General features: G+C 67.8%; 38 protein-coding genes. All 38 read left to right on the top strand.

Annotated elements, in window-relative coordinates:
- Window positions 1-4 precede the first annotated feature (4 nt).
- The gene (locus I6J71_RS40670; RefSeq protein WP_204091711.1) at window positions 5-163 is read left to right on the top strand and encodes a hypothetical protein; all 159 of its coding nucleotides are present in this window, start codon (window positions 5-7) and stop codon (window positions 161-163) included.
- Window positions 164-520: 357 nt separating this feature from the next.
- Window positions 521-895, top strand: coding sequence for a 30S ribosomal protein S12 (rpsL, locus tag I6J71_RS40665; RefSeq protein ID WP_003102113.1), 375 nt, complete (start codon window positions 521-523; stop codon window positions 893-895).
- A complete protein-coding gene (gene rpsG, locus I6J71_RS40660) occupies window positions 895-1,365 on the top strand; it encodes a 30S ribosomal protein S7 (RefSeq protein WP_009072291.1) in 471 nt (156 codons plus the stop codon). Before rpsL ends, rpsG begins: the two co-directional genes overlap by 1 nt.
- Window positions 1,366-1,428: 63 nt before the next feature.
- Complete coding sequence (fusA, locus tag I6J71_RS40655) at window positions 1,429-3,528, top strand: elongation factor G (protein ID WP_204091710.1); 2,100 nt, start codon at window positions 1,429-1,431, stop codon at window positions 3,526-3,528.
- Window positions 3,529-3,654: 126 nt separating this feature from the next.
- Entirely contained in the window at window positions 3,655-4,848 is a 1,194-nt protein-coding gene (tuf, locus tag I6J71_RS40650) for an elongation factor Tu (RefSeq protein ID WP_204091709.1), read from the top strand.
- Between the two features lie 427 nt (window positions 4,849-5,275).
- Window positions 5,276-5,581 (top strand): 30S ribosomal protein S10, encoded by a 306-nt coding sequence (gene rpsJ, locus I6J71_RS40645; protein ID WP_003102098.1) that lies wholly within the window; start codon window positions 5,276-5,278, stop codon window positions 5,579-5,581.
- 31 nt (window positions 5,582-5,612) lie between these two features.
- A complete protein-coding gene (gene rplC, locus I6J71_RS40640) occupies window positions 5,613-6,263 on the top strand; it encodes a 50S ribosomal protein L3 (protein WP_204091708.1) in 651 nt (216 codons plus the stop codon).
- A 2-nt stretch (window positions 6,264-6,265) separates the two neighbouring features.
- Complete coding sequence (rplD, locus tag I6J71_RS40635) at window positions 6,266-6,955, top strand: 50S ribosomal protein L4 (RefSeq protein ID WP_204091707.1); 690 nt, start codon at window positions 6,266-6,268, stop codon at window positions 6,953-6,955.
- Complete coding sequence (gene rplW, locus I6J71_RS40630; protein WP_003102087.1) at window positions 6,952-7,263, top strand: 50S ribosomal protein L23; 312 nt, start codon at window positions 6,952-6,954, stop codon at window positions 7,261-7,263. The genes rplD and rplW overlap by 4 nt, the downstream gene beginning before the upstream one ends.
- A gap of 15 nt (window positions 7,264-7,278) precedes the next feature.
- Window positions 7,279-8,112 carry a 50S ribosomal protein L2 gene (gene rplB, locus I6J71_RS40625; RefSeq protein ID WP_204091706.1) on the top strand — a complete coding sequence of 278 codons (834 nt, stop codon included), beginning with the start codon at window positions 7,279-7,281 and terminating at the stop codon, window positions 8,110-8,112.
- A gap of 18 nt (window positions 8,113-8,130) precedes the next feature.
- Window positions 8,131-8,412, top strand: coding sequence for a 30S ribosomal protein S19 (gene rpsS, locus I6J71_RS40620; RefSeq protein ID WP_153035997.1), 282 nt, complete (start codon window positions 8,131-8,133; stop codon window positions 8,410-8,412).
- Window positions 8,413-8,444: 32 nt separating this feature from the next.
- On the top strand, window positions 8,445-8,864 hold the full coding sequence (rplV, locus tag I6J71_RS40615) for a 50S ribosomal protein L22 (protein ID WP_204091705.1): 420 nt from the start codon (window positions 8,445-8,447) through the stop codon (window positions 8,862-8,864).
- Window positions 8,864-9,718 carry a 30S ribosomal protein S3 gene (rpsC, locus tag I6J71_RS40610; protein ID WP_204091704.1) on the top strand — a complete coding sequence of 285 codons (855 nt, stop codon included), beginning with the start codon at window positions 8,864-8,866 and terminating at the stop codon, window positions 9,716-9,718. The genes rplV and rpsC overlap by 1 nt, the downstream gene beginning before the upstream one ends.
- A 3-nt stretch (window positions 9,719-9,721) precedes the next feature.
- Window positions 9,722-10,141, top strand: a complete 420-nt coding sequence (gene rplP, locus I6J71_RS40605) for a 50S ribosomal protein L16 (protein ID WP_204091703.1) — start codon at window positions 9,722-9,724, stop codon at window positions 10,139-10,141.
- On the top strand, window positions 10,141-10,386 hold the full coding sequence (gene rpmC / locus I6J71_RS40600; RefSeq protein ID WP_204091702.1) for a 50S ribosomal protein L29: 246 nt from the start codon (window positions 10,141-10,143) through the stop codon (window positions 10,384-10,386). The genes rplP and rpmC overlap by 1 nt, the downstream gene beginning before the upstream one ends.
- A complete protein-coding gene (gene rpsQ / locus I6J71_RS40595; RefSeq protein WP_204091701.1) occupies window positions 10,383-10,661 on the top strand; it encodes a 30S ribosomal protein S17 in 279 nt (92 codons plus the stop codon). The genes rpmC and rpsQ overlap by 4 nt, the downstream gene beginning before the upstream one ends.
- A 73-nt stretch (window positions 10,662-10,734) precedes the next feature.
- Entirely contained in the window at window positions 10,735-11,103 is a 369-nt protein-coding gene (rplN, locus tag I6J71_RS40590; protein WP_004558867.1) for a 50S ribosomal protein L14, read from the top strand.
- Window positions 11,103-11,417: a 50S ribosomal protein L24 gene (gene rplX, locus I6J71_RS40585; protein ID WP_204091700.1), complete on the top strand. Its 315-nt coding sequence runs from the start codon at window positions 11,103-11,105 to the stop codon at window positions 11,415-11,417. The genes rplN and rplX overlap by 1 nt, the downstream gene beginning before the upstream one ends.
- Before the next feature lies 1 nt (window position 11,418).
- Complete coding sequence (rplE, locus tag I6J71_RS40580; RefSeq protein WP_204091699.1) at window positions 11,419-11,982, top strand: 50S ribosomal protein L5; 564 nt, start codon at window positions 11,419-11,421, stop codon at window positions 11,980-11,982.
- 4 nt (window positions 11,983-11,986) lie between these two features.
- Complete coding sequence (locus tag I6J71_RS40575) at window positions 11,987-12,172, top strand: type Z 30S ribosomal protein S14 (RefSeq protein WP_204091698.1); 186 nt, start codon at window positions 11,987-11,989, stop codon at window positions 12,170-12,172.
- A 109-nt stretch (window positions 12,173-12,281) separates the two neighbouring features.
- Window positions 12,282-12,680, top strand: a complete 399-nt coding sequence (gene rpsH, locus I6J71_RS40570) for a 30S ribosomal protein S8 (RefSeq protein WP_204091697.1) — start codon at window positions 12,282-12,284, stop codon at window positions 12,678-12,680.
- Between the two features lie 18 nt (window positions 12,681-12,698).
- Window positions 12,699-13,238: a 50S ribosomal protein L6 gene (gene rplF / locus I6J71_RS40565; protein ID WP_204091696.1), complete on the top strand. Its 540-nt coding sequence runs from the start codon at window positions 12,699-12,701 to the stop codon at window positions 13,236-13,238.
- A gap of 2 nt (window positions 13,239-13,240) precedes the next feature.
- Window positions 13,241-13,642 (top strand): 50S ribosomal protein L18, encoded by a 402-nt coding sequence (gene rplR / locus I6J71_RS40560; RefSeq protein ID WP_239154191.1) that lies wholly within the window; start codon window positions 13,241-13,243, stop codon window positions 13,640-13,642.
- A 31-nt stretch (window positions 13,643-13,673) separates the two neighbouring features.
- Window positions 13,674-14,318, top strand: coding sequence for a 30S ribosomal protein S5 (gene rpsE, locus I6J71_RS40555; protein ID WP_204091695.1), 645 nt, complete (start codon window positions 13,674-13,676; stop codon window positions 14,316-14,318).
- 1 nt (window position 14,319) lies between these two features.
- A complete protein-coding gene (gene rpmD, locus I6J71_RS40550; RefSeq protein WP_004558875.1) occupies window positions 14,320-14,505 on the top strand; it encodes a 50S ribosomal protein L30 in 186 nt (61 codons plus the stop codon).
- The gene (gene rplO / locus I6J71_RS40545) at window positions 14,502-14,948 is read left to right on the top strand and encodes a 50S ribosomal protein L15 (protein WP_204091694.1); all 447 of its coding nucleotides are present in this window, start codon (window positions 14,502-14,504) and stop codon (window positions 14,946-14,948) included. The genes rpmD and rplO overlap by 4 nt, the downstream gene beginning before the upstream one ends.
- Window positions 14,949-16,815: 1,867 nt before the next feature.
- Window positions 16,816-18,123: a preprotein translocase subunit SecY gene (gene secY, locus I6J71_RS40540; protein WP_204091693.1), complete on the top strand. Its 1,308-nt coding sequence runs from the start codon at window positions 16,816-16,818 to the stop codon at window positions 18,121-18,123.
- The gene (locus I6J71_RS40535; protein WP_204091692.1) at window positions 18,120-18,674 is read left to right on the top strand and encodes an adenylate kinase; all 555 of its coding nucleotides are present in this window, start codon (window positions 18,120-18,122) and stop codon (window positions 18,672-18,674) included. Before secY ends, I6J71_RS40535 begins: the two co-directional genes overlap by 4 nt.
- Window positions 18,675-18,718: 44 nt before the next feature.
- Entirely contained in the window at window positions 18,719-19,495 is a 777-nt protein-coding gene (map, locus tag I6J71_RS40530; protein WP_204091691.1) for a type I methionyl aminopeptidase, read from the top strand.
- Between the two features lie 303 nt (window positions 19,496-19,798).
- The gene (infA, locus tag I6J71_RS40525) at window positions 19,799-20,020 is read left to right on the top strand and encodes a translation initiation factor IF-1 (RefSeq protein WP_004558881.1); all 222 of its coding nucleotides are present in this window, start codon (window positions 19,799-19,801) and stop codon (window positions 20,018-20,020) included.
- A gap of 36 nt (window positions 20,021-20,056) precedes the next feature.
- Window positions 20,057-20,170 carry a 50S ribosomal protein L36 gene (gene rpmJ / locus I6J71_RS40520; protein ID WP_004558882.1) on the top strand — a complete coding sequence of 38 codons (114 nt, stop codon included), beginning with the start codon at window positions 20,057-20,059 and terminating at the stop codon, window positions 20,168-20,170.
- A gap of 195 nt (window positions 20,171-20,365) precedes the next feature.
- Window positions 20,366-20,746 carry a 30S ribosomal protein S13 gene (rpsM, locus tag I6J71_RS40515; protein WP_204091690.1) on the top strand — a complete coding sequence of 127 codons (381 nt, stop codon included), beginning with the start codon at window positions 20,366-20,368 and terminating at the stop codon, window positions 20,744-20,746.
- Window positions 20,743-20,928: a hypothetical protein gene (locus I6J71_RS40510; RefSeq protein WP_204091689.1), complete on the top strand. Its 186-nt coding sequence runs from the start codon at window positions 20,743-20,745 to the stop codon at window positions 20,926-20,928. Before rpsM ends, I6J71_RS40510 begins: the two co-directional genes overlap by 4 nt.
- 18 nt (window positions 20,929-20,946) lie before the next feature.
- Window positions 20,947-21,354, top strand: coding sequence for a 30S ribosomal protein S11 (gene rpsK, locus I6J71_RS40505; RefSeq protein ID WP_004558885.1), 408 nt, complete (start codon window positions 20,947-20,949; stop codon window positions 21,352-21,354).
- Between the two features lie 23 nt (window positions 21,355-21,377).
- Entirely contained in the window at window positions 21,378-21,983 is a 606-nt protein-coding gene (gene rpsD, locus I6J71_RS40500) for a 30S ribosomal protein S4 (RefSeq protein ID WP_204091688.1), read from the top strand.
- Window positions 21,984-22,088: 105 nt separating this feature from the next.
- Entirely contained in the window at window positions 22,089-23,162 is a 1,074-nt protein-coding gene (locus tag I6J71_RS40495; protein ID WP_204091687.1) for a DNA-directed RNA polymerase subunit alpha, read from the top strand.
- A 43-nt stretch (window positions 23,163-23,205) separates the two neighbouring features.
- Window positions 23,206-23,784: a 50S ribosomal protein L17 gene (rplQ, locus tag I6J71_RS40490; RefSeq protein ID WP_204091686.1), complete on the top strand. Its 579-nt coding sequence runs from the start codon at window positions 23,206-23,208 to the stop codon at window positions 23,782-23,784.
- A 72-nt stretch (window positions 23,785-23,856) separates the two neighbouring features.
- Window positions 23,857-24,693 carry a tRNA pseudouridine(38-40) synthase TruA gene (gene truA / locus I6J71_RS40485; protein ID WP_239154190.1) on the top strand — a complete coding sequence of 279 codons (837 nt, stop codon included), beginning with the start codon at window positions 23,857-23,859 and terminating at the stop codon, window positions 24,691-24,693.
- Window positions 24,694-24,714 lie beyond the last annotated feature (21 nt).

Genomic DNA, 24,714 nt, shown 5'->3' with positions numbered 1-24,714 from the left:
CGTCATGGACGGCAACGGCACCGCCGACCGGCCTGAAGAGGAGTCGAACGAGACCCGGGGGAGTCACGCCGCGCCTGAGGGGGCCGGCGTCCACCCGCTGATCGACCTGTCGCGCGACCCCCACCCCGGGCGGGCCGACCACGCGAAGCCCGACGAGGAATAGGCGGGACGTCCGTCACGTTGTTAGTGACGGGACCTTCGCGCGGCATTGCCCGCACAGCCCCCATCTGGGGTTACGATGGGCGGTCACCGTCACTTCCGACCCCCCGCCCGGACCGCCCGCGAGGTGGCCGGGTATCTTTGGAGACCGTGCCCGGCAGGCGTCGGGCCGCTCCGCGTGCCGTGCGGCATGAGCGGGGTGCTTGCGCACCCGGTTCACCGGCCTCGTCCACGTGGGGTTCCGACGGAAAACCCCTCCGGGAAGTTACCGGTCGAGAGACCGTGACTCGGGCCGACACGCCCGACCGCGGGGGCCGGTGAAGACACGAAGAAGCAAGATCGCAGACAGAAAGCTGGTCCATTGCCCACGATCCAGCAGCTGGTCCGCAAGGGCCGCCAGGACAAGGCTGCCAAGCAGAAGACCGCGGCCCTCAAGGGGAGCCCGCAGCGTCGTGGCGTGTGCACCCGCGTGTACACCACGACCCCGAAGAAGCCGAACTCGGCGCTGCGCAAGGTGGCGCGTGTGAAGCTGACCAGCGGCATCGAGGTCACGGCGTACATCCCCGGTGAAGGCCACAACCTGCAGGAGCACTCGATGGTGCTCGTGCGTGGCGGCCGGGTGAAGGACCTGCCTGGCGTTCGCTACAAGATCATCCGCGGTTCCCTCGACACGCAGGGCGTGAAGAACCGCAAGCAGGCGCGCAGTCGGTACGGCGCGAAGAAGGAGAAGAGCTGATGCCTCGCAAGGGTCCGGCCCCGAAGCGGCCGTTGATCTCCGACCCCGTCTACGCCTCGCCGCTGGTCACCCAGCTGGTGAACAAGGTGCTGAAGGACGGGAAGCGGTCGCTGGCCGAGCGCATCGTGTACGGCGCGCTGGAAGGTGCTCGCGAGAAGACCGGCACCGACCCGGTCGTCACGCTGAAGCGCGCGCTCGACAACGTGAAGCCCACCATCGAGGTGAAGAGCCGCCGTGTCGGTGGTGCCACCTACCAGGTGCCGATCGAGGTCAAGCCCGGTCGCTCCACCACGCTCGCCCTCCGCTGGCTGGTCTCCTTCTCGCAGCAGCGCCGCGAGAAGACGATGATCGAGCGCCTGCAGAACGAGCTGCTCGACGCGAGCAACGGCCTTGGCGCCAGCGTCAAGCGCCGTGAGGACACGCACAAGATGGCCGAGTCCAACAAGGCCTTCGCGCACTACCGCTGGTGATGACCGCCCGGCTGCCGATAGAAGCCATGCCGGGCCCCAAGTTCGAGACAGGGGAACATTCTCGTGGCACGTGAAGTGCTGACCGACCTGAACAAGGTCCGCAACATCGGCATCATGGCGCACATCGACGCCGGTAAGACCACCACCACCGAGCGGATCCTGTTCTACACCGGGATCAACTACAAGATCGGCGAAGTCCACGACGGCGCCGCCACCATGGACTGGATGGAGGAGGAGCAGAAGCGGGGTATCACCATCACCTCGGCTGCCACCACCACGTTCTGGGCCGATCACCAGATCAACATCATCGACACCCCCGGGCACGTCGACTTCACCGTCGAGGTGGAGCGCTCGCTGCGCGTGCTCGACGGCGCCGTTGCCGTGTTCGACGGCAAGGAAGGTGTCGAGCCGCAGTCCGAGCAGGTCTGGCGGCAGGCGGACAAGTACGAAGTTCCGCGCATCTGCTTCGTCAACAAGATGGACAAGCTGGGTGCGGACTTCTACTTCACCGTGCGCACCATCGAGGAGCGCCTCGGGGCGCGGCCGCTGGTCATCCAGCTGCCGATCGGCGCCGAGAACGACTTCGAGGGTGTCATCGACCTGGTCCGCATGAAGGCGCTGACCTGGCGCGGCGAGGTCAAGAAGGGTGAGGACTACTCGGTCGAGGACATCCCCGCCGAGCTGGCCGACCGCGCTGCCGAGTACCGCGAGAAGCTCGTCGAGACGGTTGCCGAGGCCGACGACGCGCTGATGGAGAAGTTCCTCGAGGGCGAGGAGCTCACCGAGGCCCAGATCAAGGCCGGCATCCGCAAGCTCACGATCGCGCGCGAGGCGTACCCGGTGCTCACCGGTTCCGCCTTCAAGAACAAGGGCGTGCAGCCGATGCTGGACGCGGTCATCGACTACCTGCCGTCCCCGCTGGACGTGCCGGCCGTCGAGGGCACGCTGCCCGACGGTGAGACCCCGGTCTCGCGCAAGCCCTCGGTCGACGAGCCGTTCTCCGCGCTCGCGTTCAAGATCGCCGCGCACCCGTTCTTCGGCAAGCTGACCTACATCCGGGTCTACTCGGGCAAGGTCGCCGCAGGCGCCCAGGTCGTCAACGCGACCAAGGAGCGCAAGGAGCGCATCGGCAAGCTCTTCCAGATGCACTCCAACAAGGAGAACCCGGTCGAGGAGGCCCAGGCCGGCCACATCTACGCGGTCATCGGCCTGAAGGACACCACGACCGGTGACACGCTGGCCGACCCGCAGAACCCGGTCGTTCTCGAGTCGATGACCTTCCCGGATCCCGTGATCCGGGTCGCCATCGAGCCGAAGACGAAGGCCGACCAGGAGAAGCTGTCGCTCGCGATCCAGAAGCTCGCCGAGGAGGACCCGACTTTCCAGGTCCAGCTCGACGAGGAGACCGGGCAGACGATCATCGCCGGCATGGGCGAGCTCCACCTCGAGGTGCTCGTCAACCGCATGAAGTCCGACTACAAGGTCGAGGCGAACATCGGTAAGCCGCAGGTGGCATACCGCGAGACCGTCCGCAAGACCGTGGACAAGCTCGAGTACGTCCACAAGAAGCAGACCGGTGGTTCCGGCCAGTTCGCGAAGGTCATCGTGAAGCTGGAGCCGCTCGAGAGCACCGACGGTGCCCTCTACGAGTTCGACAACAAGGTCACCGGTGGTCGCGTGCCGCGGGAGTACATCCCGTCGGTCGACGCGGGCGCGCAGGACGCCATGCAGTACGGCGTGCTGGCCGGCTACCCGCTCGTCGGGTTGAAGTTCACCTTGTTGGACGGTGCGTACCACGAGGTCGACTCTTCGGAGATGGCGTTCAAGATCGCCGGTTCCATGGCGATGAAGGAAGCCGCGAGGAAGGCCGGCCCGGTCATCCTCGAGCCGATGATGGCCGTCGAGGTCACGACGCCCGAGGACTACATGGGTGACGTGATCGGCGACCTCAACTCCCGCCGTGGCCAGATCCAGGCCATGGAGGAGCGCGCCGGTACCCGTGTCGTGAAGGCACTGGTGCCGCTGTCGGAGATGTTCGGTTACGTGGGCGACCTGCGGTCTCGCACCCAGGGTCGCGCGAACTACTCCATGGTGTTCGACTCCTACGCCGAGGTTCCCGCGAACGTCGCGAAGGAAATCATCGCGAAGGCGACGGGGGAGTAATCCCCCTCCCGCTCGCGGGCTTGAGGGAACTCTCCTGAACGTCCGCAGCACCGACGAAAACATCGCGGGCCGGCAGCCACGCCGGCCCGCGTGCACGAAGCGAAACCAGTCCAGGAGGACATTCCAGTGGCGAAGGCGAAGTTCGAGCGGAGCAAGCCGCACGTCAACATCGGCACGATCGGTCACGTCGACCACGGCAAGACCACGCTGACCGCGGCCATCACCAAGGTGCTGCACGACGCGTACCCGGAGCTGAACGAGGCTCGTGCGTTCGACCAGATCGACAACGCGCCGGAAGAGAAGCAGCGCGGCATCACGATCAACATCTCGCACGTCGAGTACCAGACCGAGAAGCGCCACTACGCCCACGTGGACGCCCCCGGTCACGCTGACTACATCAAGAACATGATCACCGGCGCGGCCCAGATGGACGGCGCGATCCTCGTGGTCGCGGCGACCGACGGCCCGATGCCGCAGACCCGTGAGCACGTGCTGCTCGCCCGCCAGGTCGGTGTGCCCTACATCGTCGTGGCGCTGAACAAGGCCGACATGGTCGACGACGAGGAGATCCTCGAGCTCGTCGAGCTGGAGGTCCGTGAGCTGCTGTCCTCGCAGGAGTTCCCGGGCGACGACGCGCCGGTCGTGCGCGTGTCCGGCCTCAAGGCCCTCGAGGGCGACGCCAAGTGGGGCGAGGCCGTGCTCGAGCTGATGCACGCCGTCGACGACAACGTGCCGGACCCGGTGCGTGAGCTCGACAAGCCGTTCCTCATGCCGATCGAGGACGTCTTCACCATCACCGGCCGCGGCACCGTGGTGACCGGTCGTGTGGAGCGCGGCCAGGTCAACGTGAACGAAGAGGTCGAGATCGTGGGTATCCGCGAGAAGTCGACCAAGACCACGGTCACCGGCGTCGAGATGTTCCGCAAGCTGCTCGACTCGGGCCAGGCGGGCGACAACGTCGGCCTCCTGCTCCGCGGTATCAAGCGTGAGGACGTCGAGCGCGGCCAGGTCGTCGTGAAGCCGGGTACCACGACCCCGCACACCGACTTCGAGGGCCGGGTCTACATCCTGTCGAAGGACGAGGGTGGCCGTCACACCCCGTTCTTCAACAACTACCGCCCGCAGTTCTACTTCCGCACCACCGACGTGACCGGCGTCGTGACCCTCCCCGAGGGCACCGAGATGGTCATGCCGGGCGACAACACGGACATCTCGGTCCAGCTGATCCAGCCGGTCGCGATGGACGAGGGTCTGCGGTTCGCCATCCGCGAGGGTGGCCGGACCGTCGGCGCGGGCCAGGTCACCAAGATCAACAAGTGATTCAGACGCCCCTCCCGGGGGTCACTACACCCCCGGGTCAGGGGCGTCAAATCACGTGTGCGACACTAATCAGGTTGCTCGTCCAGGGGCGGCCGAATTCCTACCGGTTCTCGAATCGACAGATTTGAACTGACGGGGGTTCCGGCCGCCCCGGCACGAGTGGCCACGGTCCGTGGAGCTCTTCCTTCGGGTGAGGCTAGCGGGCAAGGGCCAGTAGGGACGGCGCTCGAGCACCACAGCCGGCCCGCGGCCTCCTCACGTAGAGGAAGACCAGGCAAGACGACGATCCCACGGGATCCGTCTGTGCGGCGGGCGCGACACGCCCGACCGCGTGGACCGGGGACAGGGCCGTTGAACTGCTGAAACCCGGGCCCCGGCCCAGGTTGACGAGACAAAGCGGCACGAGACGACAAGGAACGCAGCCACCATGGCGGGACAGAAGATCCGCATCCGGCTCAAGGCCTACGACCACGAGGCGATCGACACCTCGGCTCGCAAGATCGTGGAAACGGTCACGCGCACCGGCGCCCGTGTTGTCGGGCCGGTGCCGCTGCCCACCGAGAAGAACGTTTACTGCGTCATCCGCTCGCCGCACAAGTACAAGGACTCGCGCGAGCACTTCGAGATGCGCACGCACAAGCGTCTGATCGACATCCTCGACCCGACGCCGAAGACGGTGGACGCGCTCATGCGCATCGACCTCCCGGCGAGCGTCGACGTCAACATCCAGTAGAGCGCGGCGAGCGGCGGAGATAGAGACTCTCATGTCTGACAGGGAAGTTAAGGGCATCCTGGGCACCAAGCTCGGCATGACCCAGGTCTTCGACGAGCAGAACCGGGTTGTCCCGGTCACCGTCGTCAAGGCCGGTCCGAACGTGGTCACCCAGGTTCGGACCCAGGACAAGGACGGCTACGCGGCCGTGCAGCTGGCGTTCGGCGCGGTCGACCCGCGCAAGGTGAACAAGCCGCGCACGGGCCACTTCGAGAAGGCCGGCGTGACCCCGCGTCGCGTCCTCGCCGAGCTGCGGACCACCGACGCCGAGACCTACGAGGTCGGCCAGGAGATCACCGCCGAGGTGTTCGACGCCGGCGCGGCGGTCGACGTCACCGGGACCAGCAAGGGCAAGGGCTACGCCGGCGTCATGAAGCGCCACGGCTTCAAGGGCCAGGGCGCGAGCCACGGTAACCAGGCCAAGCACCGCGCCCCGGGCTCCATCGGTGGCTGCGCGACGCCGGGCCGTGTGTTCAAGGGCCTGCGGATGGCGGGCCGGATGGGCAACGACCGGGTCACCACGCAGGGCCTGACCGTGCACGCGGTGCGCGCCGAGGACGGCCTGCTGCTGATCAAGGGCGCTGTGCCCGGTCCCAAGGGCGGCCTGCTGTTCGTGCGCAGCGCCGCGAAGGGTGGTAACTGACGATGACGAGCGTCGAGCTGAAGACCCCGGCCGGTAAAGCCGACGGCACGGTCGATCTCCCCGGCGAGATCTTCGACGTGCAGGCCAACGTCGCGCTGATGCACCAGGTCGTGGTGGGCCAGCTGGCCGCCGCGCGCCAGGGCACGCACGACACGAAGACCCGTGGTGAGGTCTCCGGTGGCGGCAAGAAGCCGTACCGGCAGAAGGGCACCGGTCGCGCCCGCCAGGGTTCGACCCGCGCGCCGCAGTTCGCCGGCGGTGGCGTCGTCCACGGCCCCACGCCGCGCGACTACACGCAGCGCACCCCGAAGAAGATGAAGGCCGCCGCCCTGCGTGGCGCCCTCTCCGACCGGGCACGCGCCGGTCAGCTGCACGTCGTGACCGAGCTGGTCACGGGTGAGAAGCCGTCGACCAAGACCGCGAAGACCGCCATCGCCGCCGTGACGCAGGCGAAGCGCGTGCTCGTGGTGCTGCACCGGGACGACGAGCTCACCTGGGTGTCCGCGCGGAACCTGCCGTACGTGCACCTGATCTGGGCCGACCAGCTCAACACCTACGACGTGCTGGTCAACGACGACGTCGTGTTCACCAAGGCCGCGTACGACGCGTTCGTGGCGGGCCCCGTTCGTGGCAAGGCCGTGAAGGCCTCTGCGCGTTCGGGCGAGGTTTCGGAAGGGAGTGACGAACAGTGAGCTCGGTCGCCATTCCGGACCCCCGCGACATCCTGCTCGCGCCGGTCATCTCCGAGAAGTCCTACGGGCTGCTCGAGGACCACAAGTACACGTTCATCGTCCGCCCGGACGCCAACAAGACCCAGATCAAGATCGCGGTCGAGAAGGTGTTCGGCGTCAAGGTGGTCAGCGTCAACACGGCCAACCGCCAGGGCAAGCGGAAGCGGACTCGCGCCGGCTTCGGCAAGCGCAAGGACACCAAGCGCGCCATCGTGACTCTTTCGCCCGAGAGCAAGGCGATCGAGATCTTCGGCGGACCCACCGCGTAAAGGACTGAGCTGACAATGGGCATCCGCAAGTACAAGCCGACGACCCCGGGTCGTCGCGGTTCGAGCGTCTCGGACTTCGCCGAGATCACCCGCGCCACGCCGGAGAAGTCGCTGCTGCGTCCGCTGAGCGGTTCGGGCGGTCGCAACTCGTCCGGCAAGATCACCACCCGCCACAAGGGTGGTGGCCACAAGCGCGCCTACCGCGTCATCGACTTCCGTCGCAACGACAAGGACGGCGTGCCGGCCAAGGTCGCGCACATCGAGTACGACCCCAACCGCACCGCGCGCATCGCGCTGCTGCACTACGCCGACGGCGAGAAGCGCTACATCATCGCGCCGGACAAGCTGAAGCAGGGCGACACCGTCGAGAACGGCCCCCGCGCCGACATCAAGCCGGGCAACAACCTGCCGCTGCGCAACATCCCGGTCGGCACCGTGGTGCACGCGATCGAGCTCCGCCCCGGTGGCGGCGCGAAGATGGCCCGCTCCGCCGGCGCCCGCGTGCAGCTCGTCGCCAAGGACGGTCCGTACGCCCAGCTGCGTCTCCCCTCGGGCGAGATCCGCAACGTGGACGTGCGCAACCGCGCCACGGTCGGCGAGGTCGGCAACTCCGAGCACGCGAACATCAACTGGGGCAAGGCCGGCCGCAACCGCTGGCGCGGCAAGCGCCCCACGGTCCGCGGTGTCGTCATGAACCCGGTCGACCACCCGCACGGTGGTGGTGAGGGCAAGACCTCCGGTGGTCGCCACCCGGTCAACCCCAACGGTAAGCCCGAGGGCCGTACGCGCCGGCGCAAGCCGTCCGACGCCCTCATCGTCCGCCGCCGGCGTACCGGCAAGAAGCGCTGAGCAGGGAGGTAGAAGCACATGCCACGCAGCCTCAAGAAGGGCCCGTTCGTGGACGACCACCTGCTCAAGAAGGTGGACGCGCTGAACGAAGCCAACAAGAAGACCGTGATCAAGACCTGGTCGCGCCGCTCCACGATCATCCCGGACTTCCTGGGTCACACGATCGCGGTGCACGACGGCCGCAAGCACGTCCCGGTGTTCGTCACCGAGGCCATGGTGGGTCACAAGCTGGGCGAGTTCGCCCCGACGCGGACCTTCAAGGGCCACATCAAGGACGACCGCAAGTCGCGCCGCCGCTGAGCGGGCACGAGATAGAGACAAGGGAAGTAGCGATGAACGCCCAGAACGACGCGACGACCGAGGCCCTGCCTACGGCGTACGCGCGGGCTCGCTTCGTCCGGGACTCGCCGACCAAGGTGCGCCGGGTGATCGAGCTCATCAAGGGACGTAGCGCCGCCGACGCCTTGGCCGTGCTCCGGTTCGCCCCGCAGGCGGCCAGCGGGCCGGTCGCGAAGGTGCTCGCCAGCGCCGTGGCCAACGCCGAGAACAACCTTCAGCTGGACCCGGAGACGCTCTGGGTCAAGAACGCGTACGCCGACGAGGGCCCGACCCTCAAGCGCATCCGCCCGCGGGCCCAGGGCCGCGCGTACCGGATCCGCAAGCGGACCAGCCACATCACCGTCGAGGTGGAGTCGCGTCCGAAGGCCGACGCGAAGAAGGCGCAGAGCAAGAAGAAGGCAGGTGGCCGGTAGTGGGCCAGAAGATCAACCCGCACGGCTTCCGCCTGGGTATCACCACGGACTGGAAGTCGCGCTGGTACGCCGACAAGCAGTACGCGGAGTACGTGGCCGAGGACGTCAAGATCCGCAAGCTGCTCTCCACGGGCATGGAGCGCGCCGGCATCTCCAAGGTCGAGATCGAGCGCACCCGTGACCGCGTGCGCGTCGACATCCACACCGCCCGGCCGGGCATCGTCATCGGCCGCCGCGGCGCGGAGGCCGACCGCATCCGCGGCGCACTGGAGAAGCTGACCGGCAAGCAGGTCCAGCTGAACATCCTCGAGGTCAAGAACCCCGAGGCCGACGCCCAGCTCGTGGCCCAGGGTGTCGCGGAGCAGCTGAGCAACCGCGTGGCGTTCCGCCGCGCGATGCGCAAGGCGATCCAGACTTCCATGCGTTCGCCGCAGGTCAAGGGCATCCGCGTGCAGTGCGGCGGTCGTCTCGGCGGTGCCGAGATGTCCCGCTCCGAGCACTACCGCGACGGCCGGGTCCCGCTGCACACGCTGCGCGCCGACATCGACTACGGCTTCTTCGAGGCCAAGACGACGTTCGGTCGCATCGGCGTGAAGGTGTGGATCTACAAGGGCGAGCTGGTGGGTGGCCTCAAGGCCCGCGAGGCGCGCGACGCCGCCGCGGCTGCCGAGCGGGCCCCGCGCCGCGATCGCGGTGACCGCCCGTCCCGCCCGCGTCGTTCCGGCGCCTCGGGCACGACGGCGACCTCGACCGAAGCCGGTCGGGCGGCTGCTGCCGCGAAGAGCGAAGACGCGGCGCCCGCGGCGACCGAGGCGGCTCCGGCTGCCGAGACCGCAGAAAAGACGGAGGGCTGAGACGTGCTCATCCCGCGCAGGGTCAAGCACCGGAAGCAGCACTCCCCGAAGCGCCACGGCGCCGCCAAGGGTGGCACGAAGGTCAACTTCGGCGAGTACGGCATCCAGGCACTTGAGCACAGCTACGTGACGAACCGGCAGATCGAGTCCGCTCGTATCGCCATGACCCGTCACATCAAGCGTGGCGGCAAGGTGTGGACGACCATCTACCCGGACCGCCCGCTGACCAAGAAGCCGGCGGAAACCCGCATGGGTTCCGGTAAGGGTTCGCCCGAGTGGTGGATCGCCAACGTGAAGCCGGGCCGCGTGATGTTCGAGATCAGCTTCCCGAACGAGGAGACCGCCCGCGAGGCGCTCCGTCGCGCGATCCACAAGCTGCCCATGAAGTGCCGCATCGTTTCCCGTGAAGGTGGTGAGTTCTGATGGCGAGCGGAGCCGCTCAGGCATCCGAGCTTCGTGAGCTCACCGCGGAAGAGCTCGTGCTGCGTCTGAAGGAGTACAAGGAGGAGCTGTTCAACCTCCGCTTCCAGATGGCGACCGGGCAGCTGGACAACAACCGTCGGCTGCGCACCGTCCGCACGGACATCGCGCGGATCTACACGGTCATGCGCGAGCGTGAGCTCGGCCTGTCCGTGGCCCCCGACGCCGAGAGTGAAGGTGCCGCATGAGCGAGCCCACCACCGAGACCGTCGTGCGCAACTACCGCAAGGTGCGTGAGGGCTACGTCGTCTCGGACAAGATGGACAAGACGATCGTGGTCGAGCTCGAGGACCGCAAGAAGCACCCGCGCTACTCGAAGGTTCTCCGCAGCACCACCAAGGTGAAGGTGCACGACGAGAACAACGAGGCGGGCGTGGGCGACCGGGTCACCCTGATGGAGACCCGGCCGCTGTCGGCGACGAAGCGCTGGCGCCTGGTGCAGGTCGTGGAGAAGGCCAAGTAAGCAGGGCTCTTCGGAGTCCTTGGTTCCGCAAGGCTCGCGCGAGCGAGAACCAGCGCGACATACAGGAGTTGACGTGATCCAGCAGGAGTCGCGGCTTCGGGTTGCCGACAACACCGGTGCGAAGGAGATCCTTTGCATCCGTGTTCTCGGCGGTTCCGGGCGGCGCTACGCGGGTATCGGCGACATCATCGTCGCCACCGTGAAGGACGCCATCCCGGCTGCCGGGGTGAAAAAGGGCGACGTGGTCAAGGCCGTCATCGTCCGCACGGTGAAGGAGCGTCGTCGTCCGGACGGTTCCTACATCCGCTTCGACGAGAACGCCGCTGTGCTCATCAAGAACGACAACGAGCCCCGTGGCACCCGCATCTTCGGCCCGGTGGGCCGCGAGCTGCGCGACCGAAAGTTCATGAAGATCATTTCGCTCGCGCCGGAGGTGCTGTGATGAAGGTGAAGAAGGGCGACACGGTCGTCGTCATCGCCGGCAAGGACAAGGGCGCCAAGGGCAAGGTCATCCAGGCCTACCCCGAGCGCGACCGCGTGCTGGTCGAGGGCGTGAACCGGATCAAGAAGCACACCCGGATCACCCAGACGCAGCGTGGTGCGCAGTCCGGTGGCATCGTGACCCAGGAGGCGCCCATCCACGTCTCGAACGTGATGGTCGTGGACTCGGACGGCAAGCCGACCCGTGTGGGCTACCGCATCGGCGAGGACGGCAAGAAGGTCCGGGTTTCGCGCCGGAACGGCAAGGACATCTGACATGACCACCGCAGAGAAGATCGTGCCGCGTCTCAAGACCCGGTACCGCGACGAGATCAAGGGTGAGCTCCAGAAGGAGTTCTCGATCCCCAACGTGCACCAGATTCCCGGCGTCGTGAAGGTCGTCGTGAACATGGGTGTGGGTGACGCCGCTCGCGACAGCAAGCTGATCGAGGGCGCGGTCCGCGACCTCTCCCTGATCACCGGTCAGAAGCCGGAGGTCCGCCGGGCCCGCAAGTCCATCGCGCAGTTCAAGCTGCGTGAGGGCCAGCCGATCGGTGCGCGCGTGACGCTGCGCGGCGACCGGATGTGGGAGTTCCTGGACCGGCTGCTCACCATCGCGCTGCCCCGTATCCGCGACTTCCGCGGCCTCTCGGGCAAGCAGTTCGACGGCAACGGCAACTACACGTTCGGTCTCAACGAGCAGTCGATGTTCCACGAGATCAACCCCGACGACATCGACCGTCCGCGCGGTATGGACGTCACCGTCGTCACGACCGCCACCACCGACGACGAGGGCCGGGCGCTGCTGCGCAAGCTCGGCTTCCCGTTCAAGGAGAACTGAGCCGATGGCCAAGAAAGCGCTGATCAGCAAGGCCGCGCGGAAGCCGAAGTTCGCGGTGCGCGCCTACACCCGGTGCAACCGTTGCGGCCGGCCGCACTCGGTGTACCGCAAGTTCGGGCTGTGCCGGATTTGCCTCCGGGAGATGGCGCACGCGGGCGAGCTGCCCGGTGTCCACAAGTCCAGCTGGTAAGGCTCGAAACTCTATTTCCCAGTTCGCCACAGGCCCCACCGCTGCCCTTCCGGGATACCCGGACCCAGGGCAGGGTGGGGAACCAGGCGAGAAAGGTTGACAGGTCACCATGACGATGACCGACCCCATCGCAGACTTCTTGACCCGTCTGCGCAACGCGAACTCGGCGTACCACGACGAGGTCGTGCTTCCCCACTCGAAGATCAAGGCGAACATCGCCGAGATCCTCAAGCGCGAGGGCTACATCGCGGGCTACCGCGACGAGCCGGGCGAGAAGCACAAGAACCTGGTCGTGGAGCTGAAGTACGGCCCCAACCGTGAGCGCAGCATCGCCGGCCTCCGGCGCGTGTCGAAGCCGGGTTTGCGGGTGTACGCAAAATCGACCGAACTGCCGTCCGTGCTGGGTGGCCTCGGCGTCGCGATCATCTCGACGTCCGGTGGGCTCCAGACCGACCGTCAGGCCAAGCGCAACAACGTGGGCGGGGAAGTCCTCGCCTACGTCTGGTGAGGAAGGGGGTAGCCGCACATGTCACGCATCGGAAAGCTGCCGGTCACCGTCCCTTCCGGGGTCGAGGTGACCATCAACGGTCAGCACATTCAGGTCAAGGGGCCGAAGGGCACCCTGGAGCACACCGTCGCGGAGCCGATCACCGTCGAGCGCGGTGAAGACGGTGCTCTGCTGGTGAAGCGTCCGGACGACGAGCGCGAGAGCCGTGCCCTGCACGGTCTGACCCGCACGCTGGTGAACAACCTCGTGGTGGGTGTGACCCAGGGCTACGAGAAGAAGCTCGAGATCCACGGCGTCGGTTACCGCGTGCAGGCCAAGGGCTCGGACCTCGAGTTCGCCCTCGGCTACAGCCACCCGGTGAAGATCGAGGCCCCGGAGGGCATCACCTTCAAGGTGGAGACGCCCACCCGGTTCTCGGTCTCCGGCATCGACAAGCAGAAGGTCGGCCAGATCGCCGCGGTCATCCGCAAGCTGCGCCGCCCCGACCCGTACAAGGGCAAGGGCCTGCGCTACGAGGGTGAGAAGATCCGCCGCAAGGTCGGAAAGACGGGTAAGTGATCATGAGCGACACGACTACGACGAAGCGCAAGCCGGTCGGCAAGGACATCTCGACCCGCCGCCGCGTCGCAAAGGCCCGTCGGCACTTCCGCCTCCGCAAGAAGGTCAGCGGCACGCCGGTGCGTCCGCGGCTGGTCGTCAAGCGCTCCTCGCGGCACATCGCCGTGCAGGTGATCGACGACCTCGCCGGCCACACCCTGGTGTCGGCGTCCACCCTCGAGGCGGACGTCCGCTCGACCGAGGGCGACAAGAAGGCCAAGGCCGCCAAGGTCGGCCAGCTGGTCGCGGCGCGTGCCAAGGACGCCGGGATCTCGGCCGTCGTGTTCGACCGTGGTGGCAACGCCTACCACGGCCGCATCGCGGCTCTCGCCGACGCCGCCCGTGAGGCGGGGTTGGAGTTCTGATGCAGATGCTCGTCAATGGAAGGAAAGCCTGATGCCGGGACGTACGCGGCAATTCGGCGGCGGCCAGGGCGGACCGGGCGGTCAGGGCGGCAACGACCGCGGTGACCGTCGCGACCGCCGGGACCGGCGCGACAGCGGCCGTGGCGGGGCGGCCCAGGACAAGACCCCGCACCTCGAGAAGGTCGTGACGATCAACCGCGTCGCCAAGGTCGTCAAGGGTGGTCGTCGCTTCAGCTTCACCGCCCTCGTCGTCGTCGGCGACGGTGACGGCCAGGTGGGCGTCGGCTACGGCAAGGCCAAGGAAGTTCCCGCGGCCATCGCCAAGGGCGTCGAGGAGGCGAAGAAGAACTTCTTCCGCGTGCCTCGCGTCGCCGGCACCATCCCGCACCCGGTCCAGGGTGAGGAAGCCGCCGGTGTCGTGCTGCTCCGTCCGGCGTCCGCCGGTACCGGCGTCATCGCCGGTGGCCCGGTGCGCGCGGTGCTGGAGTGCGCGGGCGTCCACGACGTGCTGTCGAAGTCGCTCGGCTCCGACAACGCGATCAACATCGTGCACGCGACCGTGGCGGCCCTGAAGGGCCTGCAGCGTCCGGAGGAGGTCGCGGCTCGTCGCGGCCTGCCGCTCGAGGACGTCGCCCCGGCTCGGATGCTGCGCCAGCGCGCGGGCCAGGGGGTCTGACGTGGCTCAGCTGAAGGTGACCCAGGTCAAGAGCAAGATCGGCACGAAGCACGCTCACCGCGAATCGCTGCGCACCCTCGGGCTGCGCAAGATCCGCCAGAGCGTCGTGCGTGAGGACACCCCCCAGGTGCGCGGCCTGATCCACACCGTCCGCCACCTGGTGGAGGTCGAGGAGGTCCAGGCATGACCGCCATCAAGATCCACCACCTGCGTCCGGCCCCGGGCGCCAAGCGCGACAAGGTCCGCGTGGGCCGTGGTGAAGGTTCGAAGGGCAAGACGGCCGGTCGCGGTACGAAGGGCACCAAGGCCCGCAAGAACGTGCCCGCCGCCTTCGAGGGTGGGCAGATGCCCATCCACATGCGGCTGCCGAAGCTGCGTGGTTTCAAGAACCGCTTCCGCACCGAGTACCAGCCGGTGAACGTGGGCGACATCGCCCGCGTCTTCCCGGGCGGCGGCACGGTCGGTGTCGAGGAGCTCGTCAACGCGGGCCTCGTCCGCAAGGGCAGCCTCGTCAAGGTTCTCGGCAACGGCGACGTCGCGGGCACCAAGCTCGACGTCACCGCCGACGGCTTCTCCGCCTCCGCCAAGGAAAAGCTCGAAGCGGCCGGCGGCACCGCCACCGTCAACTGAAGTTCCTGATCCGGCTCGGGCCCACTCAGCGTTCGCTGGGTGGGCCCGAGTTGTTTTGAACTGCGGGTTTGTGGGCTGGCGGCTTTCGGCCCTGTCGGCCTTTCGGTCCTGGGTTTTCAGCGCCGGCGGTTTTCCGCTTCCGGCTACCGCTGTGGCCGGGGCGATCGCTGCTCGTGCGGCTGCCCGCTGGGGCGCGCGGCCACCGCCGGTTGTCGCCGTGTTGAGACGTTGGGTTTCTGTCGCTGCGGGTGCGCGGCTGCGGCGTAGGGCCACCAGTGTTTGCACCCGGCCGCTGCGGCTTGGGCCACCGCGGCTTGCCCCTCCGCCGCTGTAGCTGCAGACTCTGCAGCTCGCCCCCGAACGTCCTTTGCCTGGCTTCACGAATACCGGGCCGGGCTCGCGTGGCCACCAAGGCTGGCCCGCTTCCCGGACAAGCGCCCGGGCCGGCCCGGAAGACACCCGGCCGCGGCTTGCATTGCCTGCGGTAGCGGTTCGCTGGACCTTCGGACCCAGCCCGCATCGCACGCCCGCACTCGCCGGTCGGCGCCGCTCAAAAGAACTATCCACAACGTGCCTCCCCTGTGGACAACTCCTGTGCACGGCCGGCTTTGTCACCCTCCGTCAGTAGAATGGAACTGGGCGCGCCCCCCTGAGGAGGGTGGGGGTGTGTCGGCGGCCGGTGAGGCGGGGGACGGATGTGCCGATGGCGTCAGCAGAGAGCCGGAGACTCGTGCGGCGGTAGGTCGTGACGGAGTCCTGGTGCGGGTCGCTGGCGCAGGTTGATTGAGAGGACAGTGCGGGTGGGCCCGCGATGCGGACGCCGTTCGCCGGGATGGCAGGCGCTGACTCGGCGACCGGCGTGCCGGCGCACACCTCCGGGCGCGTCAAGCCTGCGGCTGGTGGCAGTTCAGGAGCAAGTAGCCCGCGACCGCGGAAGCGCCGCGAAGCGGGTGCGAGCACACCGCGCAGTGAGTGACTCGCCCGCGGCCGCCGAAAGTGGGCACGAGGCGCGTGCGAGCACAGCGCCTAGTTAGCTACTCGCCTGCGCCAGCCGAAGCGGCCACGAGACGCGTGCGCGAGCACAGCGCCCAGCGAGTCACCGGCTGCGAGTGTCGAAGCGGGCCACAGCGCCCAGCGAGTCGCCGGCTGCGAGTGCCGAAGCGGGCCACAGCGTCGAAAGGGGCCCGAACCACCGGCCGCGAGCGCGGCATGAAGCGACAGCATCGCAGCGAGCCACGAAGCCGCGTGCTCAACACCGCGTAGCCGTGGATGCCTTCGGCAGGCCGGCGGAACCGGCACACAACACCACCCGCGCTGTGGCGCGCCCGCCGCTTCCAGCGCAGTGGGCCGGACAAGATCCACCTGACCCGGCCACCACCACACCCGGCCACCACCACACCCGGCCACCACCACACCCGGCCACCACCACACCCGGCTTCCACACCCGGCTCACCCGGCCGGCGGCACCCTCCACCCCGGACGCGATCACCGGAACCCTTACCCCCAAACGAAGCACCGCGGACTCCCGCCCAACACCCGGCGAATCCCGGCCGACGCAACCTCCGCCCGATCCATGCGTCAATCACCGGGACACCTACCGACGACCGCGGCCGAACAGGTGATCAACATCCCGTCGATCGGCCCAACCTGCGGAGGAGCTGCGGGCCGGGAGAGCGTGGCCGGACCGGAAAACGCACACGCGCTGCGGACACGCCCCGCGAAGCTGTTAGAGTCGGCGTCACGCTTCGGGACCACTGTGCCCTGAGGCGTTCCTGGCTTGCCGCCAGTGAGCTGTGTTCCCGCCGGCCCCGTGCCGGCCAAGCCGATCGTCGGTAGGACAGCCGACGACGCCGAGGAGGTCCCCCGCGTGCTCAGCGCATTCCGCTCGGCTCTCGCGACGCCGGATCTACGCAAGAAGATCCTGTTCACGCTAGCCATCGTCGCGGTTTACCGGATCGGTGCCGCCATCCCGGCTCCGGGGATCTCGTTCTCCGCGGTGCAGGCCTGTAGCTCCCAGGCCGACCAGCAGGGCGTCTACCAGCTGCTGAACCTGTTCAGCGGCGGCGCGTTGCTGCAGCTGTCGCTGTTCTCGACGGGCATCATGCCGTACATCACGGCGAGCATCATCATCCAGCTGCTCACCGTGGTGATCCCGCGGTTCGAGGAGCTGAAGAAGGAGGGCCAGTCCGGCCAGAACAAGCTCACGCAGTACACGCGGTACCTCACGATCGCGCTCGCGATCCTGCAAGCGACCGGCGTCGTGGCGCTCGCCGACCGCGGCACGCTGTTCCAGGGCTGCCAGCAGCAGATCATCCCGGACAACAGCATCTACTCGCTCGCGCTCATCGTCTGCACGATGACCGCCGGCACGGCCGTGATGATGTGGCTGGGCGAGCTCATCACCGAGCGCGGCGTCGGCAACGGCATGTCCGTGCTGATCTTCCTGAACATCGCGGCGCGCATCCCCACTGAGGGCGCGAACATCATGAGCAACGGTGGCGGCATCGCCCTGGTCATGATCTGCATCTTCGGCTTGGTGATCATCGCGAGCGTCATCTTCGTCGAGCAGGGGCAGCGCCGGATCCCGGTGCAGTACGCCAAGCGCATGATCGGCCGCCGGATGTACGGCGGCACATCGACCTACCTGCCGATCAAGGTGAACCAGGCCGGTGTCATCCCGGTCATCTTCGCGTCGTCACTGCTGTACCTGCCGCAGCTGATCAGCCAGCTCGTCGGCGACCCGAACAGCAACTCCGGCTGGCAGTCGTTCATCCAGAACTACATCGTCAACCAGGGCAACTACGTCCACATCCTGCTGTACTTCGCCCTGATCATCTTCTTCACGTACTTCTACATCACGATCACGTTCAACGTGGACGAGCGTGCGGACGAGATGAAGAAGTTCGGTGGGTTCATCCCCGGCATCCGCCCCGGCCGGCCCACCGCCGAGTACCTGAGCTACGTGCTCGGCCGCATCACCCTGCCGGGCTCGCTGTACCTGGGCATCATCGCGATCCTCCCGAACTTCTTCCTGTCCCTCACCGGCAGCGGGAACAACCAGAACTTCCCGTTCGGTGGCACGGCTGTGCTGATCATGGTCGGTGTCGGCCTCGACACCGTGAAGCAGATCGAAAGCCAGCTGATGCAGCGCAACTACGAAGGGTTCTTGAAGTGACGCGCCTGGTTCTCGTCGGCCCGCCCGGTGCGGGCAAAGGTACGCAGGCAGTGGCCCTGTCCGAGCAGCTGCGGGTTCCGCACATCTCGACGGGTGATCTGTTCCGCGCCCACGTCGGACAGGAGACCCCGCTCGGCCAGGAGGCCAAGCGCTACCTCGACTCGGGCGAGCTCGTGCCCGACTCGGTGACGAACGAAATGGTCCGCGAGCGGCTCGCCGAGCCCGACGCGAAGGCCGGCTTCCTGCTCGACGGCTTCCCCCGCAACACCAAGCAGGCCGAGGTCCTCGGCGACATGCTGACCGAGGCCGACTGCGCGCTCGAGGCGGTCATCCAGCTGCAAGTGCCCGAGGACGTCGTCGTCACGCGCCTGATGGCCCGCGGCCGTGCCGACGACACCGAAGAGGTCATCCGCCGCCGCCAGCAGATCTACTGGTCGGAGACGGCGCCGCTGCTCGAGTACTACGCGGACATCCTGGTGGCCGTCGACGGGGTCGGCGACGTCGCCGAGGTGTCCGACCGCGTGCTGAAAGCGCTGCGCGACCGCACGTGAATCTCGGAGGGTTGCGTGTTCTGCAAGTGCTCCGCCGTGGGCGCATGATCGAGGTCAAGTCGCCCGGCGAGCTGCAGGCGATGCGGGCGGCCGGGCTGGTCGTCGCGAAGACGCTGGCGGCCGTCCGCGAGCGCGCGCAGGTCGGGGTGAGCACCGCCGAGCTCGACGAGCTGGCCGAGCAGACGATCCGCGACGCGGGGGCCGTGCCGTCCTTCAAGGGCTACCACGGCTTCCCCGCATCGATCTGCGCCTCGGTCAACGAGCAGATCGTGCACGGCATCCCGTCGGGCAGGCAGGTGCTGGCCGACGGCGACCTGATCTCCGTCGACTGCGGTGCCATCCTCGACGGCTGGCACGGTGACTCCGCCGTGACCCTGGCCATCGGCGCCGTCAGCGACGCCGACCTCGCCTTGTCTGCGGCCACCGAAAAGGCCATGTGGGCCGGCATCGAGGCCGTGCGCGCGGACGGCCGGCTCACCGACATCTCGTTCGCCGTGCAGACCGCGGCCGAGAAAGCGGGCCGCGACAACGGCGTCGAGTACGGGATGATCCTGGAGTACGGCGGCCACGGCATCGGCCGCCAGATGCACATGGACCCGTTCTTGCCCAACGTCGGCAAGCCCGGCAAGGGTCCGCGGCTCAAGGTCGGTATGGCGCTCGCCATCGAGCCCATGCTGACCAGCGGCGGCGGCGAGACCGTGGAGCTCGAGGACGGCTGGACCGTCGTCACGGCCGATGGCTCGAGGGCCTCGCACTGGGAGCACACCGTCGCGGTCACCGAGGACGGTCCCTGGGTGCTCACCGCGCCCGAGCAGGACTGAACCCGGCAAAAAAGTTCACCTGACCAGGCGGTTCTCGCAGGTCCAGCCGTTTTCAGGCATACTGGTAGTCAGGCGCCTCGCCGCCGGCTTGTAGCACAGTTACCCCCCGTTTGGGGGTCGCGACACGAGTTGCGTACACTGTCAAGTCGGCGTACTCATCGCGCCGGTTCCAGCGCGCTCGTGAACTGTCACGAACTTGGAGTCGGGGTGGAGTGTGCCGGAGCACCACTCCAGTCAGCAAGACTCGAGCTCAAACCGATCACGCTGTGTGCATGGAGCGTGCATTCAGGGATTGCGGAGGACATGGCTAAGAAAGACGGGGCCATCGAGGTCGAAGGCCGCGTGGTCGAGCCGCTCCCCAACGCGATGTTCCGCGTCGAGTTGGAGAACGGCCACAAGGTTCTTGCCCACATCAGCGGCAAGATGCGGCAGCACTACATCCGCATCCTGCCCGAGGACAGGGTGGTCGTGGAGCTGTCGCCCTACGACTTGTCTCGTGGTCGCATCGTCTACCGCTACAAGTGATCACGTAGAGCTGAGAAGAAGCAGAAAGCAGGAGACGTGAAGGTCCAGCCGAGCGTCAAGAAGATCTGCGACAAGTGCAAGGTGATCCGCCGCCACGGCCGGATCATGGTGATTTGCGAGAACCTGCGCCACAAGCAGCGCCAGGGCTGAGCACCGCACTGCAGAGCGGATTGACGGTTACACACCCTCCCCGCACCTGCCGGACCGCGTGAGCGGACTGGTACACCCCCGGACTTCAGGCCGGGGCCGGGACACCCGGAGCGCAAGCCCCGGGCACGACAGGCGAGTCGGTTCCGGAACCGGACGGGGAGCAGACCTGAAGACGAACACGAAGAAGGAGCACCAGTGGCACGACTCGCTGGCGTCGACCTCCCCCGCGAGAAGCGGTTGGAGATCGCGCTGACCTACATCTACGGCATCGGCCGTACGCGCTCGAAGCAGATGATCGCTGCTGCCGAGCTGAACGCGGACACCCGCGTGAAGGACCTCAGCGATGAGGACCTCATCAAGCTTCGTGACTACATCGACGAGAACTTCAAGGTCGAGGGTGACCTGCGTCGCGAGGTGAACGCCGACATCCGTCGCAAGATCGAGATCGGCACCTACCAGGGCCTGCGCTGGCGTCGTGGTCTGCCCGTCCGCGGTCAGCGGACGAAGACCAACGCCCGCACCCGCAAGGGTCCGAAGAAGACGGTCGCCGGCAAGAAGAAGGCTGGCAAGAAGTGAGCGTCCAGGGCAAGAAGGTCGTACGCATGGGTGGCGCGGTGCGCCGCTCCACGGCTTGTGTCTCGCCCAAGGCGCTCTACGCCCGCCCGATGGCGCTGCGCAACCTGTACACCGACGCCGGGTCCATCATCCGGCGCGGCCAGCAGGAAGCCGCCGCCGCTCACCAAGAGAACGCGCGCTAACAGGAGAACCCTCAGAACATGCCACCGAAGTCTCGTACCGCGGCCGGGGCCAAGAAGGTCCGCCGCAAGGAAAAGAAGAACGTTGCGCACGGTCACGCGCACATCAAGAGCACCTTCAACAACACCATCGTCTCGATCACGGACCCGACCGGTGCCGTGATCGCGTGGGCGTCGAGTGGGCACGTGGGCTTCAAGGGCTCGCGCAAGTCCACCCCGTTCGCCGCGCAGATGGCCGCCGAGAACGCCGCCCGCAAGGCTGCCGAGCACGGGATGAAGAAGGTCGACGTCTTCGTGAAGGGCCCGGGTTCGGGCCGCGAGACGGCGATCCGCTCGCTGCAGGCCGCCGGTCTCGAGGTCGGCACCATCCAGGACGTGACCCCGCAGCCTCACAACGGCTGCCGCCCGCCCAAGCGGCGCCGGGTCTGAGGAACGGGGAGGAGTAAGAAGAAATGGCTCGTTACACCGGCCCCGCGACGCGTATCTCGCGTCGCCTCAAGGTTGACCTCATCGGCGGCGACCAGGCTTTCGAGCGTCGCCCCTACCCGCCGGGCCAGCACGGCCGCGGGCGCATCAAGGAGTCCGAGTACCTCCTGCAGTCGCAGGAGAAGCAGAAGGCTCGCTACACCTACGGCGTCCTCGAGCGCCAGTTCGTCCGGTACTACAAGGAAGCCGTCCGGCGTCCGGGCAAGACCGGTGAGAACCTGCTGCAGATCCTCGAGTCCCGGCTGGACAACGTGATCTACCGCGCCGGCATCGCCCGCACGCGCCGCCAGGCGCGCCAGCTGGTGAGCCACGGCCACTTCCTGGTCAACGGCGAGAAGGTCAACGTCCCGTCGTTCCAGGTGTCCAAGTGGGACATCATCGACGTGCGGCCGAAGTCGCTGGGCATGCTGCCCTTCGTCGCGGCCAAGGAGGCCTTCGGCGAGCGTCCGATCCCGGCGTGGCTGCAGGTCGTCCCGTCGACCCTCCGCGTGCTGGTCCACCAGCTGCCGGAGCGTGCGCAGATCGACGTTCCGGTTCAGGAACAGCTGATCGTCGAGCTCTACTCCAAGTAACCCGCTCCCGGGTGGGTTACGGGCGGCGGCGCCCCGAGTGCGCCGCCGCCGCGCCATCCCTTCGGCGTCATATGGCGGGCGCCGTCTGGAAAGGAACAAGGAACAATGCTGATTTCCCAGCGGCCGGCTCTCGGCGAAGAGACGGTCAACGAGACCCGCTCCCGGTTCACGATCGAACCTCTGGAGCCCGGCTTCGGCTACACGCTCGGCAACTCGCTGCGGCGCACGCTGCTGTCGTCCATCCCGGGCGCGGCCGTGACGAGCATCCGCATCGACGGCGTGCTGCACGAGTTCACCACCGTTCCCGGGGTGAAGGAAGACGTCACCGACATCATCCTGAACCTCAAGGAGCTCGTGGTGTCCTCGGAGGAGGACGAGCCGGTCACCATGTACCTGCGCAAGCAGGGCCCCGGTGAGGTCACGGCTGCCGACATCGTGCCCCCGGCCGGCGTCACCGTGCACAACCCGGACCTCCACATCGCGTCGCTGAACGGCAAGGGCAAGCTCGAGATCGAGCTCGTCGTCGAGCGCGGCCGCGGTTACGTCCCGGCGCTGCAGAACAAGCAGGCGGGTGCCGAGATCGGCCGGATCCCGGTCGACTCGATCTACTCGCCCGTGCTGAAGGTGACGTACAAGGTCGAGGCCACTCGTGTCGAGCAGCGGACCGACTTCGACAAGCTGATCCTGGACGTCGAGACCAAGCCGTCGATCACGCCGCGCGACGCGGTCGCGTCGGCGGGCAAGACGCTGGTGGAGCTGTTCGGTCTCGCTCGCGAGCTGAACGTCGACGCCGAGGGCATCGAGATCGGCCCGTCGCCGCAGGAAGCGGACACCATCGCGGCCTACGCGATGCCGATCGAGGACCTGGACCTCACCGTCCGGTCGTACAACTGCCTCAAGCGCGAGGGCATCCACACGGTGGGCGAGCTCGTCTCGCGCAGCGAGGCGGACCTGCTCGACATCCGCAACTTCGGTGCGAAGTCGATCGACGAGGTCAAGATGAAGCTCGTCGGTCTCGGCCTGGCGCTCAAGGACAGCCCGCCCGGGTTCGACCCGACCGCGGCTGCGACCAGCTACGACGGTGAAGGCTGGTCGGGGAGTGTCGCCGGCATCGGCGGCGGGATTTCGGACGACGGCCACGACGATGGCCAGGACTACGCAGAGACGGAACAGCTCTAAGGCCGCGTAGGCCACAAGCTGTGCAGCTGAACGAGGAGAACCGATGCCCACCCCCACGAAGGGACCCCGTCTCGGCGGGTCGTCCGCGCACGAGCGGCTGATCCTGGCCAACCTGGCCACGCAGCTGTTCGAGCACGGCAAGATCACGACGACCGAGGCGAAGGCCCGGCGGGTGCGCCCGCTGGCCGAGAAGCTGATCACCAAGGCGAAGCGGGGCGACCTGCACAACCGTCGCCAGGTGCAGAAGGTCGTCCGTGACAAGGACGTGCTGCACAAGCTGTTCGCCGAGATCGGCCCGCACTTCGCGGAGCGCGCCGGCGGTTACACCCGCATCACCAAGACGATGCCGCGCAAGGGTGACAACGCCCCCATGGCGGTCATCGAACTGGTCGCGGAGAAGACCGTGACGTCGGAGGCCGAGCGGGCTCGCGGCACCAAGTTCGCGAAGGACGAGAAGCCGGCTGAGGCTGCTGTGGTCGAGGAGACCACGGAAGAGGCCGTCACCGAGGCTCCGGCCGAGGAGACCGCCGAGGCCGCGACCGAGGAGGCTGCTTCGGACGAAGCCGCTGCTTCCGACTCGGACGAGGCTGCCGCCGACGACGCGGACGCCAAGAAGGACTGAGTCCTGACGGCACAGTCGACACCGAACGAGCCCGCCACTCCCCCCGGGGAGGGCGGGCTCGTTCGTCTGCGTTTGGACGTCTCCTACGACGGCACCGACTTCTCCGGCTGGGCGCGCCAGCCCGGCCGCCGCACCGTGCAGGCCGAGCTGGAGCAGGCCCTGCAGCGCCAGCCGCCGGGCGCGTCGATCGCTAAGTCAGTGGTCGTCGCGGGCCGCACGGACGCCGGGGTGCACGCCACCGGTCAGGTCGTGCACGTCGACGTCGCCCCGCTCGCGCCGGGCGCCCCTGGCCGCGTGCCCGTCGACGAGCACGGCATCCCGGATCTGACGCGCATGACGGGCCGCTGGAACAAGCTCCTGCCCGCCGACGTCCGCGTCCTCGGCGCCCGCGTCGCCCCGGCCGGCTTCGACGCCCGGTTCTCGGCGATCCGCCGCCACTACCGCTACCGGGTCTCCGACGCGCCGTGGGGCGTGGATCCCTTGCGCCGCAACGACACTCTCGCCTGGGGCCGGCCACTCTCGACGGACGCGATGAACGAGGCCGCCCGCGGGCTGCTGGGCCTGCAGGACTTCGCGGCCTACTGCAAACAGCGCGAGGGCGGCACCACGATCCGCGAGCTGCAGCAGCTGGAGTGGTCGCGCCTCGACGAGCACCTCCTCGAAGTCCGCGTCACCGCCGACGCCTTCTGCCACTCCATGGTCCGCAGCCTGGTCGGCGTCCTCCTGCTCGTCGGCGACGGCCGCCGCGCCCGCTCGTGGCCCGCCGACGTCCTCGCCAGCGGAACGCGGGACAGCGCCGTCGCCCCGGCCCACGGCCTCACGCTGACGGCCGTGGACTACCCGCCGGACGCTGAGCTGGCTGCCCGCGCCGAGCAGACGCGCAACCTCCGCTCGGCCACGGACCTGTAGCTTCTCCGGCCGGCCAGCGGA

The organism is Amycolatopsis sp. FDAARGOS 1241, assembly GCF_016889705.1.
Taxonomy (GTDB): Bacteria; Actinomycetota; Actinomycetes; order Mycobacteriales; family Pseudonocardiaceae; genus Amycolatopsis.
Note: the sequence above shows the minus strand (reverse complement) of the source record. Positions and strands in the feature narration are given on the sequence as shown.